This is a genomic window from Rhodanobacter geophilus, assembly GCF_040812275.1.
Lineage (GTDB): Bacteria > Pseudomonadota > Gammaproteobacteria > Xanthomonadales > Rhodanobacteraceae > Rhodanobacter_A > Rhodanobacter_A geophilus.
Genome location: NZ_JBFOHL010000009.1, coordinates 206,550 through 221,754, shown reverse-complemented (window position 1 = coordinate 221,754; position 15,205 = coordinate 206,550). Strand labels below are relative to the sequence as shown.

At 68.9% G+C, this 15,205-nt stretch carries 15 protein-coding genes; 7 read left to right on the top strand and 8 right to left on the bottom strand.

Translation table 11 applies throughout. The features are described 5' to 3' along the window. Window positions 1–148 precede the first annotated feature (148 nt). The 3 genes from ABQJ56_RS11715 to ABQJ56_RS11705 all read right to left on the bottom strand — a co-directional run bounded on the left by ABQJ56_RS11715 (window position 149) and on the right by ABQJ56_RS11705 (window position 1,663). Window positions 149–682, bottom strand: coding sequence for a Spy/CpxP family protein refolding chaperone (locus ABQJ56_RS11715; protein ID WP_367845191.1), 534 nt, complete (start codon window positions 680–682; stop codon window positions 149–151). A gap of 62 nt (window positions 683–744) precedes the next feature. Beyond that, the gene (locus ABQJ56_RS11710) at window positions 745–1,044 is read right to left on the bottom strand and encodes a hypothetical protein (protein ID WP_367845190.1); all 300 of its coding nucleotides are present in this window, start codon (window positions 1,042–1,044) and stop codon (window positions 745–747) included. A gap of 391 nt (window positions 1,045–1,435) precedes the next feature. Continuing rightward, window positions 1,436–1,663: a hypothetical protein gene (locus ABQJ56_RS11705; RefSeq protein ID WP_367845189.1), complete on the bottom strand. Its 228-nt coding sequence runs from the start codon at window positions 1,661–1,663 to the stop codon at window positions 1,436–1,438. A gap of 285 nt (window positions 1,664–1,948) precedes the next feature. Between ABQJ56_RS11705 and ABQJ56_RS11700 the strand changes: the two genes are divergently transcribed. Then, complete coding sequence (locus ABQJ56_RS11700) at window positions 1,949–3,085, top strand: MBL fold metallo-hydrolase (RefSeq protein ID WP_367845188.1); 1,137 nt, start codon at window positions 1,949–1,951, stop codon at window positions 3,083–3,085. A gap of 5 nt (window positions 3,086–3,090) precedes the next feature. Here the strand turns inward: ABQJ56_RS11700 and ABQJ56_RS11695 are convergent, their stop codons facing one another. Beyond that, window positions 3,091–3,447, bottom strand: a complete 357-nt coding sequence (locus ABQJ56_RS11695) for a DUF1428 domain-containing protein (RefSeq protein WP_367845187.1) — start codon at window positions 3,445–3,447, stop codon at window positions 3,091–3,093. A gap of 771 nt (window positions 3,448–4,218) precedes the next feature. Here ABQJ56_RS11695 and ABQJ56_RS11690 point away from each other — a divergent pair. After that, window positions 4,219–4,605, top strand: coding sequence for a carboxypeptidase-like regulatory domain-containing protein (locus tag ABQJ56_RS11690; RefSeq protein WP_367845186.1), 387 nt, complete (start codon window positions 4,219–4,221; stop codon window positions 4,603–4,605). Window positions 4,606–4,682: 77 nt separating this feature from the next. On the opposite strand, the gene ABQJ56_RS11685 is transcribed toward ABQJ56_RS11690, so the two are convergent. Further along, complete coding sequence (locus ABQJ56_RS11685) at window positions 4,683–5,510, bottom strand: NAD-dependent protein deacetylase (protein ID WP_367845185.1); 828 nt, start codon at window positions 5,508–5,510, stop codon at window positions 4,683–4,685. A 122-nt stretch (window positions 5,511–5,632) separates the two neighbouring features. Continuing rightward, window positions 5,633–6,700, bottom strand: coding sequence for an NAD(P)-dependent alcohol dehydrogenase (locus tag ABQJ56_RS11680; RefSeq protein WP_367845184.1), 1,068 nt, complete (start codon window positions 6,698–6,700; stop codon window positions 5,633–5,635). A gap of 179 nt (window positions 6,701–6,879) precedes the next feature. On the opposite strand from ABQJ56_RS11680, the gene ABQJ56_RS11675 reads away from it, so the two are divergent. The 5 genes from ABQJ56_RS11675 to bla all read left to right on the top strand — a co-directional run bounded on the left by ABQJ56_RS11675 (window position 6,880) and on the right by bla (window position 11,061). Beyond that, complete coding sequence (locus tag ABQJ56_RS11675) at window positions 6,880–7,584, top strand: glutathione S-transferase N-terminal domain-containing protein (protein ID WP_367845183.1); 705 nt, start codon at window positions 6,880–6,882, stop codon at window positions 7,582–7,584. Between the two features lie 47 nt (window positions 7,585–7,631). Continuing rightward, the gene (locus tag ABQJ56_RS11670; RefSeq protein WP_367845182.1) at window positions 7,632–8,660 is read left to right on the top strand and encodes an SDR family oxidoreductase; all 1,029 of its coding nucleotides are present in this window, start codon (window positions 7,632–7,634) and stop codon (window positions 8,658–8,660) included. Window positions 8,661–8,712: 52 nt separating this feature from the next. Then, window positions 8,713–9,222, top strand: coding sequence for a DUF1697 domain-containing protein (locus ABQJ56_RS11665; protein ID WP_367845181.1), 510 nt, complete (start codon window positions 8,713–8,715; stop codon window positions 9,220–9,222). Window positions 9,223–9,256: 34 nt separating this feature from the next. Then, window positions 9,257–10,096, top strand: a complete 840-nt coding sequence (locus tag ABQJ56_RS11660; RefSeq protein ID WP_367845180.1) for a methyltransferase domain-containing protein — start codon at window positions 9,257–9,259, stop codon at window positions 10,094–10,096. Window positions 10,097–10,188: 92 nt separating this feature from the next. Beyond that, window positions 10,189–11,061 carry a class A beta-lactamase gene (gene bla / locus ABQJ56_RS11655; protein WP_367845179.1) on the top strand — a complete coding sequence of 291 codons (873 nt, stop codon included), beginning with the start codon at window positions 10,189–10,191 and terminating at the stop codon, window positions 11,059–11,061. Window positions 11,062–11,715: 654 nt separating this feature from the next. On the opposite strand, the gene ABQJ56_RS11650 is transcribed toward bla, so the two are convergent. Then, window positions 11,716–13,917, bottom strand: a complete 2,202-nt coding sequence (locus ABQJ56_RS11650; RefSeq protein ID WP_367845178.1) for a penicillin acylase family protein — start codon at window positions 13,915–13,917, stop codon at window positions 11,716–11,718. Between the two features lie 178 nt (window positions 13,918–14,095). Continuing rightward, window positions 14,096–15,043: a YXWGXW repeat-containing protein gene (locus ABQJ56_RS11645; protein WP_367845177.1), complete on the bottom strand. Its 948-nt coding sequence runs from the start codon at window positions 15,041–15,043 to the stop codon at window positions 14,096–14,098. Window positions 15,044–15,205: the final 162 nt, after the last annotated feature.

Here is a 15,205-nt window from a genome sequence, read left to right as displayed (position 1 = left end):
GGGTGGGCTTCTTCTTGGCGTCAAAACTTAACGAGGCGAACGAACGCTGCTTCATCGAGGATGTGCTTCCGGGGGCTCATCGCTATGATGCCTCAGTCGGGGAATAGATCAGAGCATCCCTAAAGCCCCCGGCTTTGCCGGGGGATACTTACTTGCCTGCCGCCGTGCCGGCACTCGCCGGCGCAGCGCCCTTGTGCTTGTGCGGCGCCATGTGCTGCCTGGCGCCCTGGTTCCGGTACATCGTGTCAGCGACCTGCTTCTGCGCGGGGGACAGCACGGCGTACACGGCGCTCCACGCGGAGGCGAGCTTCTGCATGTCGTCGGCATGCATCTGGGTGAGTTCCGCGTAGGACTTCATGGCTTCGTCGGCATTCATCGTCGGCAGCTTCTTGGACCGCTCATGGAACGCCATGGCCGCCTTGCGGGCGTTGTCGCGCATGGTCTGCGCAAAGGCATCCCATGGCTTTGCCTGCTGCTCGGTGATATTCAGCTGCGCATGCAGATCGCTGATGCGCTGTTCCACGGCGTCTGCGCGCCGTTGCGCGTGTGTTTTCCCGGCCGCGGTCTTCGGGGCGGCCGTACTCGGGGCGGCGGACGTTTCCTGCTGTGCCCAGGCGGCCGTTGCGGTGAAGGCGAAGGCAAGCAGGGCAGGCAATACGACGATACGGATGACGCTTTTCATGGAGGGTGCTCCGATTCTCGTGGTCGGATCGACAACGGCCAGATGCGGGTCCGTCGCCGTGCTCAGTTGCCGTAGCCCGGAGGCGGCGGCGGGTTGTTGTTGTCGTAGTACACCACTCCCGGCGGTGGCGGCGGTGGCGGCGTCGTGTAGACCACGGTCGGTGGCGGCTGGGCCGCATTTGAATTGGCGATCACCGCGCCGGCGACCGCGCCCAGCAGGGCGCCGGCGATCAATGCCGTGCCGTTGCCGCCACCGCCACGGCGGTAATCGCGACCGTGGTACTGGTACTGGGGCGCCGGCCGCCCGCGATAGCCACCATGCCGGTCGTGCTGCGCCTGTGCCGGCAATGCCGATGCCGTCATGGCGACGGCGACCAGTACAGCGGCGATCCGACGGGACAACGAATGTCGAGAGGTGCGAGTCATCGATGAACCCTCCTCATTGATGAAACGGTTACCGCATGCATCGGCCCACACCGGATGCCTGCGAGGCCATGGAACAAGGCGTTGACACGGGCCATGACAGCAACGCATGGCATCCGATCACCGTTTTCCGAGTGTATGACAGGCCATGTGAGGATTGATGCAACACCGCCGGTGGCGGGGGCGGAACAAGGCGCCAATGGCAATTTTCCCGGGTGGAGCGCAAGGAATGGCCCCTGACGCCAAACCGGCGGTCCGCATCGGGAGCAGTCCCGGCAAAAGCAAAGACCCGCATCGCGGCGGGCCTTTGCGACGCAGGCATGCGGATGTCTCAGACGCTGGGCCAGTGCCTTTCCTTCACCTCGCGAAGAAGTTCAAGCATCTGCTCCCGTTGCGCACGCCGCTTCAGCTCCTGTGCTTCAAGCAGCTGCTGCCGCCTCGTCATTGGCCGCAAGACCCGGTCCGATGCGGCCGTCGACGACGGATGCATGATGTGCGTGAAGTAATGGACCCATGCCCGGAAGTGCAGCGGAGATTGGGGTTGCGATTCGAGTTTCATGGTCAGGACCTTCCTCGCATTCCGCAGCCAGAGAAACGAATCTGCGCCAGCGATCGTTAGCCCGCGGTGATGTTATCGATAACGCATCTGCCGGCCGTGACGGTTGGCCGTTGGAAAGGGTGGGGGCTGATTTCCGGACCCGGTTCATGAGCCGGCCTGGTCCGCAGGAAGCCGGCTCCGGGCCTGATCGGAGGTCTCCCGACTTCTGACGGCGGTCACCTTGGGCCTGGCATGCCGCGCCCCCATGGTTTCCGGGAGTTGGCTGGCGATGGCGGAGCGTGAACCATGAAATCCTTCGGCAAACCGCCGCAGGGCGAACGACTGGAGCGGTTGCGCGACCTGCCGATGTGGGACGGCGAACGGCTGCGCAACATCCATCCGGTGCTGCCCGGCCTGCGCGACCCGCAAGCGGCGCGGCCGACGTTGCGCGAGTTCCTGTGCGGCGACGACAACCGCACGCCAGCGGAGCCGCTGCCTGCGAACGATCCGCGCGGCGCGTGGCTGCGCAAGCCCGCGAGCGGACTGCGCGCCACCTGGCTGGGCCACTCCACGGTGCTGCTGGAGATCGACGGCTGGCGGGTGCTCACCGACCCGGTGTGGGGCCAGCGCGCCTCGCCGTTCACCCTGCTGGGGCCGAAGCGTTTCCAGCCGGTGCCGGTCGGCTTGCGCGACCTGCCCGCGGTGGATGCCGTGGTCATCTCGCACGACCACTACGACCACCTGGACTATCCGACGATACGCGCGCTGGCGAAATCGAAGGTGCCGTTCGTCACCTCGCTCGGCGTCGGCGCCCATCTCGAGAACTGGGGCATCGCGCCTTCGCGCATCACCGAACTGGTGTGGTGGCAGAGCCATCGCGTACCCGGCACCGGCCTCACCATCACCGCGGCGCCGTCGCAGCATTTCTCCGGCCGCGGCCTGAAGGACCGCAACCAGACCCTGTGGTCGTCGATGGTCATGGCCGGCGACCGCCACCGCGTGTTCTTCAGCGGCGATACCGGGCTCACCACCGAGTACGAATCCATCCGCGACCGGCTCGGCCCGTTCGACCTGGTGATGCTCGAAGTCGGCGCGTTCCACCCGTCCTGGGGCGACATCCACCTGGGGCCCGCCAATGCACTGGCGGCACATCGCCTGCTCGGCGGTGGCGTGCTGATGCCGGTGCACTGGGGCACGTTCGCGCTGGCCACGCATGCATGGGACGAGCCGGTCGAGGATCTGCTCGCGCTGGCCGATCCGGCCGACACCGCGCTGCTGCTGCCGCGTCTCGGCGAACCGGTCGAGCCCGTCGAGCGCCGCGAAGTGCAGCCGTGGTGGCGACGTGGAGAGCCCGCCGGCAGCGTGTCCGCGATCAGGCCGGAAGCAACCGAGGCCGCCGCCATCGACCCGTTGAGTGGCCAGTTGCCCTGGCCGCTGGATTGACCGGCTCAGCCGGGCAGGCTGAGCACCGGCGCGAAGCCGCCGAAGATCATGCGCTTGCCGTCGAAGGGCATCTCGGCGCCGGGCGCCATGCGCGGATCCTCCATGCATTTCGCCATGCCGGCATCGCGGGTGGCCTTGTCGGGCCATTCGATCCACGAGAACACCACGGATTCGTCCGCCTTCGCCTGCACGGCGCGACGGAAATCGGTGAGCTTGCCCTCGGGTACGTCGTCGCCCCAGCACTCCACCACGCGCGTGGCGCCGAACTCCATGAAAATGGGGTCGAGCGTCTTCGCGTGCGCGATGAACTGTTCGCGCTTGGCATGCGGTACGGCGATCACGAAACCATCGATGTAGGACATAAGCAGTCTCCCGCGTGACGCAGCGGCCGGCGTGGCCGCCTTCCTCCTGGCGACGAACAGGTGCGCGCAGGATCGACACGACACGCGACCCGGCATCGACTGGATCGTGGCCACGCGCAGTCGCCGTCGATGCGCTCCGCTCAGGCCGCGGTGCCGGGTACGGCGCGCCTGCGTCCGTTGTCCGCCGGAAGTGTCCGCGGACGGATGTCCGCTTTTGACGATCGAGGCAGGAATGGCTCGGGAATGCGGTTTCCCGGGGCGGGGCTGGGTTGGCACGGTGCTTGCGATATCCCTGTCGAAAGCTTCAATCCCCACTCAAGGAGAACCGTCATGAAATTCGAGACCCTGATGCTGCAGAGCCTGTTCAGCGTCTGCCTGCTGATCTGCGTGATGGCCGTCGGCGGCATGTTGCTGGCGTGAGCGGATCGGGGCGAGGGCACGTTCGCCGCGGCGGTTTCCCGCAGTGAAGGTGCCCCCGCCATGCCGCCTTGCTTTCCGGACCTGCATCGCTTTCGACGCCACGCTCGTCCATGTGCCATTCCGCATGCATGACCTCCTGCCCATGGGAGCGGGTGTGTCCGGGCAAGTAGTCTGCGCGCCACCATCCGATGGGATTGAGCCATCGAATGGCAACGGACGACGCGTGTCGAAATCATCCGGCCTCAAGCCGGTTTCGGGCGGCACAGTCCGTCCTGTTTCACGGGCAGGTTGCCAAACCCCTGGCGTGCCCGTGCTTTTCCCCCACTGGTATTCAATGGAAGCCATAAAGTCATGAACAGCATTTTCTCGAAGAACCCCGTTTCGCGTCGCCTGGGCCGCGGCCTGATGCTGGCCGGTATCGCCGGCGTGTTCGCCCTGGCGGGTGTTTCCACGGCCAGCGCGCAAGCCACCACGGGCTCGGTGTTCGGCAAGGCGCCGGCGGGCTATGCCGTTTCCGTCCGCAGCGCCACGACCGGCACCGGGCGCACGGTTCACGTGGACTCCAGCGGCCGCTATTCCGCCCGGGAACTGCCGAACGGCGTCTACACGGTCACGTTGCAGGAAAACGGCCAGCCGATCGTCAAGCACCCGGACGTGACGGTGATCGTGGGGCGTGGCATCGAGGTGGACTTCGATTGCAGCAAGATCAAATGCGGCGAGATTGCCGACGCGAAGTAAGCCCCGTGGCATGCTGATGGCCTGATGCGCCATGGCCGGAATGGAAAGGCCCGACGGGAAACCGCCGGGCCTTTCCTTCAGGCGATGGATGCGGCAGGCGTGTCCGCGAGCAGGAAGCCCAGCGCTTCCTCGCAGGGCGCATCCACCTTCAGCGCGAGCAGCGCGTCGGCGCGGGTGCGGCCCAGCGTGACGGCCGCGACCGGTTTGCCGGCTTGCGCGGCGGCGTGGGCGAAGCGGTAGCCGGAGTACACCATCAGCGAGGAACCGAGCACCAGCATCGCGTCGGCGTTGCGGCAGGCATCCAGCGCGGCGGCCACGCGCTCGCGCGGCACGTTTTCGCCGAAGAACACCACGTCGGGTTTCACGACGCCGCCACAGCGCGGGCAGGGTGGCACGTCGAAGCTGGCGAAGTCGTGGTGCTCCAGGTCGGCATCGCCATCCGGCGCATCGGCGGCGTCGAGGTCGGCCCAGCCCGGATTGCGTTCGACCAGGGCGTGCTGGAACTCGTGGCGCGGGCCGCGCCAGTCGCAGGCCATGCAGCGCACGGTGTCGAGCCGGCCGTGCAGGTCGACCACGTTCGCGCTGCCGGCACGCTGGTGCAGGCCGTCCACGTTCTGCGTCACCAGCAGTTCGATCCTGCCTTGCCGTTCCAGCGCGGCCAGCGCGTGGTGCGCGGCATTCGGTTGCGCATGGCCGAAGCGGCGCCAGCCGACCAGGCTGCGCGCCCAGTAGCGGCGGCGGGTGGCGTGTTCGCCCATGAATGCGGTGAAGGTGACCGGCGGCGTGCGCTTCCACTGGCCGTCGCGGTCGCGGTAGTCGGGGATGCCGGACGCGGTGCTGCAGCCCGCGCCGGTGAGCACGAACAGGCGCGGGTGGGAGGCGATGAAGTGCTGCAGCGGGGTCATGGGTGGCTCGGGATGGCAGCCGGTTCGCGCGTCACTCCGGCGCAAGCGGGAGTCCGGCGCCCTGGAGCCGGATAGGGCAAGGGCACGGGACCCCGGCTTGCGCCGGGGTGGCGATGACGAGGCTATGCGGCCTTCGCCTCCTGCTTCAGCGTGGCCATGTCGATCACGAAGCGGTATTTCACGTCGCCCTTGAGCATGCGTTCGTAGGCTTCGTTGATGTCCTTCATCGCGATCATCTCGATGTCGGAGACGATGCCGTGTTCGGCGCAGAAATCCAGCATCTCCTGCGTCTCGCGGATGCCGCCGATCGCCGAGCCGGTGAGCCGGCGCCGCCCGAGGATCAGGTTGAACACGTTGGGCGAGGGGTGCGGCGAGGCGGGGGCGCCGACCAGGCACATGGTGGCGTCGCGCTTGAGCAGGGTGATGAAGGCATCGAGGTCGTGCGGCGCGGCCACGGTGTTGAGGATGAAGTCGAAGCTGCCGGCATGCTGCGCCATCTGCGCGGCGTCCTTCGAGATCACCACTTCGTCGGCGCCGAGGCGCTTGGCGTCGGCCTGCTTGCCGGGCGAGGTGGTGAACAGCACCACGTGCGCGCCCATCGCGTGGGCCAGCTTCACGCCCATGTGGCCGAGGCCGCCCAGGCCCACGATGCCCACCTTCTTGCCGGGGCCTGCCTGCCAGTGCCGCAGCGGCGAATACGTGGTGATGCCGGCGCACAGCAGCGGCGCCACGGCGGCGAGCTGCCCGGCGTCGTGACCGACGCGCAGCACGAACTTCTCGTTCACCACGATGTTCTCGGAGTAGCCACCCCAGGTGTTCTCGCCGCCGAACATGGGGCCGTTGTAGGTGCCGGTGAAGCCGTTCTCGCAGTACTGCTCCTCGCCCTCGGCGCAGGAGGCGCAGTGCTGGCAGCTGTCCACCATGCAGCCCACGCCCACGGTGTCGCCGGGCTTGAACTCCGTCACGCGGTCGCCCACCGCGACCACGGTGCCGACGATCTCGTGGCCGGGCACGGAGGGATAGAGCGTGTTGTGCCACTCGTTGCGTACGGTGTGCAGGTCGGAATGGCACACACCGCAATACAGGATGTCGATCTTGACGTCGTGCGGTCCCGGCTGGCGGCGCTCGATGTTGAGCGGGGCCAGCGGTTGGCTGGCGGAAGCAGCGCCATAGGCGTGGGTCTGGGTCATGCGGATTCTCCGAAGCGGGGAGCGGGAAACTGGCCAAGCTTACGCCGCGTGGCGAAAGCATGGCAGCGGATGTCATGGGGACGCGCATCACGTTTGAAAAGGCCTGCGCGCGCACCCGCCATTGAAGCGCCGCGACGCGACACCCATCATGACGGGACTGTCCCTGTCGAGAGTCCGCCATGTCCGATCTGTCCGCCTTCCCGATCGCGCGCCGCTGGCCCGCGCAGCATCCCGAGCGTCTCCAGCTGTATTCGCTCAACACGCCGAATGGCGTGAAGGTATCGATCATGCTGGAGGAAAGCGGACTGCCCTACGAGGCACACCTGGTCGACATCGGCAACGACGAGAGCCACCTGCCGGAATTCGCGGCGCTGAACCCGAACGGCAAGATCCCCGCGATCGTCGATCCGCATGGTCCCGGCGGCAAGCCGCTGGGCCTGTTCGAGTCGGGCGCGATCCTGCAGTACCTCGCGGAGAAGACCGGCAAGTTCCTGCCCGCCGATGCGGCGCGGTGCTGGGAGACGATCCAGTGGGTGTATTTCCAGATGGCCTCGATCGGGCCGATGTTCGGCCAGGTGGGTTTCTTCCACAAATACGCCGGTCGCGAATACGAGGACAAGCGGCCGCTGGCGCGCTACGTCAACGAGTCGAAGCGCCTGCTCGGCGTGCTGGACGGGCGCCTCGCCGGTGGCGACTGGATCATGGGCGACGAGTACACCATCGCCGACATCGCCACGCTGGGCTGGGTCAACAACCTGATCACCTGGTACGAGGCGCGCGAACTGGTGGATTACGACCGCTTCAGGCACGTCGATGCATGGCTGCAGCGCGGACTGGCGCGGCCGGCGGTGCAGCGCGGGCTGAAGATTCCGTCCAGGGCCTGAGCGCATCGCGCGGGCGACGCAGGCAAATCGAACGGGGGAGACCTGCCATGGGCAAGGTACTGGTGACGGGCGGCTCGGGCTTCATCGGCAGCCATTGCATCCTGCAACTGCTGGCGGCGGGGCATGAGGTGCGCACTACGGTGCGCAGCCCGCAACGCGAAGCGGCAGTGCGCGCCATGTTGCGCCAGGGCGGCGCCGAGCCGGGCGAGCGGCTGTCGTTTGCCGTGGCCGACCTGGAGCGGGATGCCGGCTGGCCGGAAGCCGTGGCCGGTTGCGACCACGTGCTGCACGTGGCCTCGCCGTTCCCGCCGACGCTGCCGAAGCACGAGGACGAACTGATCGTGCCCGCGCGCGAGGGCGCGTTGCGCGTGCTGCGTGCCGCGTGTGACGCCGGCGTGCGCCGCGTGGTGCTGACCTCCTCGTTCGCGGCGGTCGGCTACGGCCATCCGCCGCAGGCGGCGGCGTTCGACGAGACCGGTTGGACCGACCCGGCCGGCGTCGACGTGCAGCCCTATGCGAAGTCCAAGACCCTGGCGGAGCGGGCGGCGTGGGACTTCATCGCGCGCGAGGGCGGCGCGCTGGAACTGTCGGTGGTCAACCCGGTCGGCGTGTTCGGGCCGGTGCTGGGGCCGGACTATTCCACCTCGATCCTGCTGGTGCAGCGCCTGCTGGACGGCGCCATGCCCGGTTGCCCGAAGCTGAGCTTCGGCGTGGTCGACGTGCGCGACGTGGCCGACCTGCACCTGCGCGCGATGACCGACCCCGCCGCGAAGGGCGAGCGCTTCCTCGCGGTGGCCGGCGATTTCATGTCGATCCACGACATTGCCACGGTGCTGAAGCGTCGCCTGGGCACATCGGCGCGCAAGGTGCCCACGCTGCAGTTGCCGAACTGGCTGGTGCGGCTTGCCGCGCTGCGCGATCCGGCGGTGAAGCAGATCCTGCCCGAGCTGGGCAAGCGCAAGAACGCCACCGGCGCCAAGGCGCAACGCATGCTGGGCTGGTTGCCGCGTTCGGCCGAGGAGGCCGTGGTCGCCACGGCCGAGAGCCTGGCGAAACTGGGCTTGCTCAAGGCATGAACGACGGCGCGCGCCACGCGATGCTTCCAGCCCCCGACCACGGAGATCCCGCATGCAAACCCATATCGCCCTGCTGCGCGCGGTGAACGTGGGCGGCACCGGCAAGCTGCCGATGGCCGAACTGCGCGCGATGTGCGAGCAGGCGGGCTTCGCGGACGTGCGCACCTGCATCGCCAGCGGCAACGTGGTGTTCCGCAGCGCGCTGGCGGAGCGCGCGGTGGCGGCGGCGCTGGAATCGCGGCTGGAGGCGTACGCCGGCAAGCCGGTCGGGGTGTTGCTGCGCACCGCTGCCGAGATGGCCGCGGTGCTGGCGGCCAATCCGTTTCCCGACGCGCCGGGCAATCGCGTGGTGGCGATCTTCCTGGATCGCCCGCCGCCCGCCGATGCGCTGGAACATGCCAGCGGCCGCAAGCACGAGGCGATGGCGCTGGGCCGGCGCGAGATCTATGTGCACTACGGCGAAGGCATGGCCGATTCGCGCCTGCGCATTCCCGCGGCCCAGGCGGGCACGGCGCGCAACATCAACACCATCGCCAAACTGGCGGAGATGGCATCGGCATGAGGCAGGCTGGCCGGTACGGCGGAGCGTGCGAGCGATGAACGACGCCTTGCGGGCCTTGATCGAGGCGCTGGAACGCGATGGCGCGCTGGACGCGCCGCAGCGATTGCGCGAGCGCATCGAGGCGCTCGATCGCCTCGATGCATGGATGCCTGCGGCGGCCGGGGATGCGCTGCTGCAACGCGCGCAGACGATACGGCAACGACTGGAAGCGATCGATGCGGCGCAGTTCGGGGCGCTCCGCCAGGCGATCCGCCGTGGCGAGGGGCGCGATGCGCTGCTGCACTGGTGGCGCGCGGGCGGCGCTGCGGCGTGCCGTCCCGGCGATGGCTACGACTGGCTGGACGAACTGGTCGGCGGCGTGCTGCCGTTCGGGGAACCGGGCGAGGTGTCGGCGCTGGCGCCGGAGATGGTGTTCTACCAGCCCACGCCGGCGCGGCATGTGCTCGACCTGCTCGATCGCCTGGCATTGAGCGGGGACGACGTGCTGGTCGACCTGGGTTCGGGCCTCGGCCACGTGCCGCTGCTCACGGCGATCTGCACGCAGGCCCGCGGCGTGGGCGTCGAGATCGAACCGGTCTATGTGCAGGGTGCGCGTGCCTGCGCGCAGGCCCTGCAACTGGAGAACGCGCGGTTCGTGCAGGGGGACGCCCGCGAGGCGGATTTCGCCATCGGCAGCGTGTTCTATCTGTACACGCCATTCACCGGCACGATCCTGCGCAACGTGCTGGATGCGTTGCGTGGCGAGGCCGCGCGGCGCGCGTTCCGCGTGTGCGGCTTCGGGCCTTGCACGGCCGCGCTGGCCGCCGAGTCCTGGCTGGTGGGCGACGGCGAGCCGGCTCCCGGTCGTGTCGCGATCTTCCGCAGCAAGGGGTGAGTTGCCTGCCCCGGCCCTGCCATGTGCGCTGCCCTGAAAAGGCCGCCCAGCTGGCCAGGATGGAATGCCCGATGACCGGCCAAGGAACTTCCATGCACCGCAGGACCCTGCTGAAAACCGCCTTGCTGGGCGCCGCGGCGCTCACCCTTCGTCCCGCGCTTGCGCGCAGCGCCCGCGAGGCGGATGCCGAAGCCCGGCTGGCCGCGCTGGAGCGGCGGCATGGCGGGCGGCTGGGCGTGGCCATCCTCGACACCGGCGACGGGCGCCGCTGCGGCCATCGCGCGGACGAACGCTTCCTGATGTGCAGCACGCACAAGGTGCTGACGGTGGGCGCGGTGCTGGCACGCGTCGACCAGGGCGCCGAGCGGCTGGACCGGCGGGTGGTGTTCGGTAGCGATGTGGTGCTGTCCTGGGCGCCGGTGACCAGTCATCGCGTGGGCGCGCCGGGCATGACGGTGGCCGAACTGTGCGAGGCGGCGATCACCGTGAGCGACAACACGGCGGACAACCTGCTGCTGGCAAGCCTGGGTGGCCCGGCCGCCGTGACGGCCTTCGCGCGGCGGCTGGGCGACCGGCTGACCCGGCTGGACCGCATCGAGCCTGCGCTGAACGTCGGTGCCGACGGCGACCCGCGCGATACCACCACGCCGCACGCGATGCTCGGCGACCTGCGCGCCCTGCTGCTCGGCAACGTGCTCTCCGCCGCTTCCCGCGATCGACTGGCGGCATGGATGCGTGCCACCCGCACCGGGCTCGACAAGCTGCGCGCCCGCCTGCCCGGCGACTGGCAGGCGGGCGACAAGACCGGCAGCGGCGCACACGATGAAACCAACGACATCGCGATCTTCTGGCCGCCGCAGCGCAAGCCGCTGCTGGTGACGGCCTATCTGGCGGGCTCGACGGCCGACGCCGCCGGGCGCAGCGCCGTGCTGGCCGAGGTGGGGCGGATCGCGGCGTCGATCTGAGTCCGCATCCTCCCGGTCCGGCGTGCGCGCGGCCGTGCCTGCGCGATCATCGCGCGGGGTTGCCCTCGTCGCGGCGATGTTAAGTACGCTTTCATGGAATGACTCCGGAATATCGACAAACGCTTGGGTAGGGTCGATACGCGAGCGCGGTATCTCGGTTTCGCCGTGGAAGTGGAACATGAGGCTGCAACAGCGCCGCGCTCGCACCCAACCCCGCAACGGAGACCCCACATATGAAAGGTTTAGTCACGGCAGGGCTGTTGGCTGCAGCTACGCTGGCATTGTCGGCGTGCGGCAAGAGCGGCGAGATGACACCCTCTTCTGGGGCTCCCAGCAATGCGGCGACCGCGCAGGCCCCGGCCGCCACGCCGCCACCGGCACCGGCCAGCGCTCCGAAGCCCGCGGCGACCAGCGCCGCGCCGCCATCGGCATCGACCGCCGGAAGCGGAGCGAACCCCCAGCAGTAGCGATACCTCGGGAATCCCGAGGCACTTGCGGACCATGGACGGTTCGCCGCGATACGCACGCATGATCGTCGAAGGCGGCCCGGACGCGGGCCGCCTTCGACGATTTGAAAACCATCAGCAGGATGGTTTTTCGATGTTCGCCGGAAAGCCGGCGACGGAGATCAGGTGGATCGGCGGGACCGTTCGCTCATCCGCCGGGGTGGTACACGCGTTCGGTGTGCCCCTTGAGCTGGTCGGGCCAGAAATACACCGTGCGCAGGTTGCCGCTGGCGTAGCGCCCGGCCTCGTCGGTGAAGTGTTTCGAGCCGGGCTGGCCGCTTTCGCCGCCGGCGGTGATGGCGCGAGCGCTCACCCGCGGGCCGAACTCCACCGCCGCCAGGAAGCTGTTGCCGCTGCTGCCGTAGTACTTCTTCGTGCCCGGCCAGCGGTGCGCGCCGAACGAGGCCAGCGAACCCCAGCGCGAGGAGACGAACGGCACCGGGATGCTGGGTTGGCCGTCGTCGAAGTGCGGCTTGATCGCGTCGTCCAGGCGCTGGAAGCGGTTGATCTCGCCCCAGGCCACGCCCCAGCTGCCGAAGTCCCGGGTGAGGCGGTCCACGGCCTCGTCCAGCGCGTGCAGGCGTTCCTGCGCGCCGCCGTCGCGCGCCATGTAGTCGTACGGCGAGACCCCGGCGGCCTTCGCCTTCGGCACGCTCTCGTCCCACAGCGTGTCGCCCCAGAACACCGCGAGCGAGGTGGGCATGGAAGCGATGCCCCAGCGGTCGTCCCAGTGCCGCAGCAGCTCGACCGGGCCGGCCAGCTTCGCCTTCAGCGGATCGCCGGCGGGCAGGCTGTCGTAATCCTTCGTGAGGATCGGGACGAGCTTCGCGAACTCGGGCAGGTAGGAATCGAACGCGTCGGTGATCAGCTTCGGCACGGTGAAGCCATGCGCGCCGGTGAGCATCTGCGTGGCGTGGATGCCGCGCGGGTTCTCGCCGAAGGTATCCATGTAGCGCGGGAAATCGGCCTGCTTCGGGCTGTACTTGCCGGCGGCGGAATACGGCCAGTCGTTGGTGTTCATCGCCCAGCCGTTCGGCGGGTTCACCGCCTGCGGCAGTTCGTCCAGGGGCGTGAGGCCGTGCCAGTCGGTGGCCGGGTCGCTGCCGTCCACGGGTTTCGTGTAGTCGAAGCGGTTGTCGCGCCTGGGCACGAACTGCGGCATCAGGAAGGCGATCTCGCCCTTGTCGTCGGCGAACAGCGTGTTGTTGGAGGAGTTCGCCTTCAGCTCGGCCACCTTCATGTAGCTGGCGTAGTCGTGCGCCTTGGTGCGCAGCCAGCTCTGCTCCAGCGCGGCGATGGGCTTGTCCATCAGCGCCTCGGCGATCCACTTGCCGTTCGCGCGCTTCACGATGGGGCCGTGGTGGGTGAAGTAGGCGGTGAAGCTGCGCGTCTTCAGGGTGCCGTCGGAAGCGCGGTAGCGCACCGCGATCTCGCGCTCGGTCACCGGGCGCAGTGCCTTGCCGTAGCGATAGAACAGCTTGCCGCCCTGCTGCACGATGGTCTCCGCGAACTCGTCCACCGCGTCGAGGCCGGTGGAGGTGTGCATCCAGCCGATGTGCCGGTTGAAGCCCTGGTAGATGAAGAACTGGCCCCAGGTCACCGCGCCGTAGGCGTCCAGTCCCTCGTCGCTGCCCATCTGCAGCTCGGAGCGGAAATAGAACGAGGTGTGCGGGTTGATCCAGAGCAGCGCGTGGCCGTCGGTGGTGAGCTTCGGCGCGATCGCGATGCCGTTGGAGCCGGTGGGCTCGGCCCAGCTCGGCGGATTGACGGCGGCCAGTGCGGGATGCGCGTCGCCGTAGAACGCGGCGAGATCCTTCAGCGAGACGCGCTCGATGTCGCCGCCGATGCTGCCCTCGGTGAAGGACAGCGCCATCCACGGCTCGAAGTGCGTGATGACCTTCGGATGCACGCCGGGGTGCGTGGCGAGGTACCAGTTGAGGCCGTCGGCCCAGGCGTCCATCAGCTGCTGCAGCCAGGCGGGGCTCTGCGCATAGAGCTTCTTCAGCGCCAGCGGATCGACCCACAGCTGCTGGCGCAGGTCCTGCCAGATCGCGGCCTCGCCCTCGGCCTGCGCGGTCCAACCCAGCGCGGTGAGGTAGTTCGTCTCCACGCGGTTGAAGTCGTCCTCGGCCTGGGCGTAGGCCATGCCGAACACCGCGTCCGCGTCGGTCCTGCCGTGGACGTGGGCGATACCCCAGTCGTCGCGGGTGATCGTCACCGCCTGCGCCTCGCGCTGCAGGCGCGCATGCCCGGCGGTTTGCGCCGGCGCTGCCGCGGCGAAGCCGAGGGCGAGCAGGAGCAGCCATGGACGGGCGCGGCGCAAGACGGAAGTCGGATGGCGTGCAGGCATGTGGGTTCCCCGTGGCATGGCCCGGTCGATGCGCGGCGGTGCGGCTGGCATCGCGGTGGGCGGGCAGACGAGGCATCTTGCGGGGACTGGTGCGATCCGGCAAGGCAACGCATGGCCTACACGAACGATCGGGCCCGCCATGTGGCGCGCCCGATCGTTCCCCACGTCCTGCGCCGGATCAGTGCTGCCTGTCGCCGCGCCGTTCCTGGTGCCCGCCGCCCTGGCCGCGGGGTGCCGCGGCATGCTGGTACTGGGCCTGGCGCGGGTTCGCAGGCCGGTACGCGGGTTGTGCGTACCGCTGCGGCGCCGGGCGATAGGCCTGGGGTTGCCCGCGCGTCTGGTAGCTGCGTGCCTGGTAGCTTTGCGGACGGTTCGGCGCGCCGCGGTAACCGTTGCCGGCGGCCGACGGGCTGTAGCGGGTCCCGCCACCCGACTGCATCGGTGCATTTGCATGCGGCGCGTAGCCGGCCGAGCGCAGGGCGCCGTTGCGTTGCGCGGCGGTGGCCGCGTGCGGCGCCTGGCGCCCCCCGCGGGCCCAGGCCTGTTGCTGCGGGGTGGCGCGCGCGGCGATGCCGTGCGGGCCGCCGTTGTAGCTGATGCGATTGCCGATGTTGCCGCGGTTGATCACCGTCCTGCTGTAGACATGGGTGATGTTGTTGGTGACGTGGTTCACCGAGCGGTTGTAGTAGAAGCCGCCGCCGCGCCAGTAGCCGCCGTCATAACCGTGGCCGCCGTAGCCGTAGCCGTAGTTGATGCCGCCGTAGAAGCCCACGTGCCGGCCCCAGTAGCCGGCGTGGAAGATGTAGACGCCGCCGCTCCAGCCCCAGTAGCCCGGAGTCCACAGCGCACCGACGAACGGCGCCAGCACCCAGGCGCCCGGCACCCAGTAGTAGCCGCCATCGCCCCAGGCCCAGTAGCCCGGCGTCCAGATATAGCCGGGACCGGGGATCGGCGGCTGCACGTAGACCGGCAGCGGCGGCGGCGCGACGCGTACCGAGACGAACACGCCGGCATGCGCGCGGCCGGGGATGGCCGCGATCACGGCCGCGGCGAGCAGGGCCGCCGCGCTGCGCAGCAGCCATTGGCGGCGCGGCGAAAGGCTGTTCGTGATGATGCGGGTTTGCATGGCGTCCTCCCGGTGACTGTGTGCGCATCAATAACGCAACAGTGCCCGCCGGGGCGACGACCGGCCGGCGATGCGTTGGGCGGGGTTCAGTGCGAGGCTTCGTCCCGTCGCCGGCATTTCCCCGGCAGGCCTTGCCGGACAAGGTCCGGCGGCTTTCCGTAT

Bases quoted from the DNA above. Each gene is read 5' to 3' on its own strand.
- ABQJ56_RS11680 (WP_367845184.1), bottom strand. From the start codon at position 6,700: ATGACCCAGACCCACGCCTATGGCGCTGCTTCCGCCAGCCAACCGCTG.
- ABQJ56_RS11665 (WP_367845181.1), top strand. From the start codon at position 8,713: ATGCAAACCCATATCGCCCTGCTGCGCGCGGTGAACGTGGGCGGCACC.
- ABQJ56_RS11705 (WP_367845189.1), bottom strand. From the start codon at position 1,663: ATGAAACTCGAATCGCAACCCCAATCTCCGCTGCACTTCCGGGCATGG.
- ABQJ56_RS11710 (WP_367845190.1), bottom strand. From the start codon at position 1,044: ATGACGGCATCGGCATTGCCGGCACAGGCGCAGCACGACCGGCATGGT.
- ABQJ56_RS11645 (WP_367845177.1), bottom strand. From the start codon at position 15,043: ATGCAAACCCGCATCATCACGAACAGCCTTTCGCCGCGCCGCCAATGG.
- ABQJ56_RS11690 (WP_367845186.1), top strand. From the start codon at position 4,219: ATGAACAGCATTTTCTCGAAGAACCCCGTTTCGCGTCGCCTGGGCCGC.
- ABQJ56_RS11700 (WP_367845188.1), top strand. From the start codon at position 1,949: ATGAAATCCTTCGGCAAACCGCCGCAGGGCGAACGACTGGAGCGGTTG.
- ABQJ56_RS11660 (WP_367845180.1), top strand. From the start codon at position 9,257: ATGAACGACGCCTTGCGGGCCTTGATCGAGGCGCTGGAACGCGATGGC.
- bla (WP_367845179.1), top strand. From the start codon at position 10,189: ATGCACCGCAGGACCCTGCTGAAAACCGCCTTGCTGGGCGCCGCGGCG.
- ABQJ56_RS11685 (WP_367845185.1), bottom strand. From the start codon at position 5,510: ATGACCCCGCTGCAGCACTTCATCGCCTCCCACCCGCGCCTGTTCGTG.
- ABQJ56_RS11715 (WP_367845191.1), bottom strand. From the start codon at position 682: ATGAAAAGCGTCATCCGTATCGTCGTATTGCCTGCCCTGCTTGCCTTC.
- ABQJ56_RS11650 (WP_367845178.1), bottom strand. From the start codon at position 13,917: ATGCCTGCACGCCATCCGACTTCCGTCTTGCGCCGCGCCCGTCCATGG.
- ABQJ56_RS11675 (WP_367845183.1), top strand. From the start codon at position 6,880: ATGTCCGATCTGTCCGCCTTCCCGATCGCGCGCCGCTGGCCCGCGCAG.
- ABQJ56_RS11695 (WP_367845187.1), bottom strand. From the start codon at position 3,447: ATGTCCTACATCGATGGTTTCGTGATCGCCGTACCGCATGCCAAGCGC.
- ABQJ56_RS11670 (WP_367845182.1), top strand. From the start codon at position 7,632: ATGGGCAAGGTACTGGTGACGGGCGGCTCGGGCTTCATCGGCAGCCAT.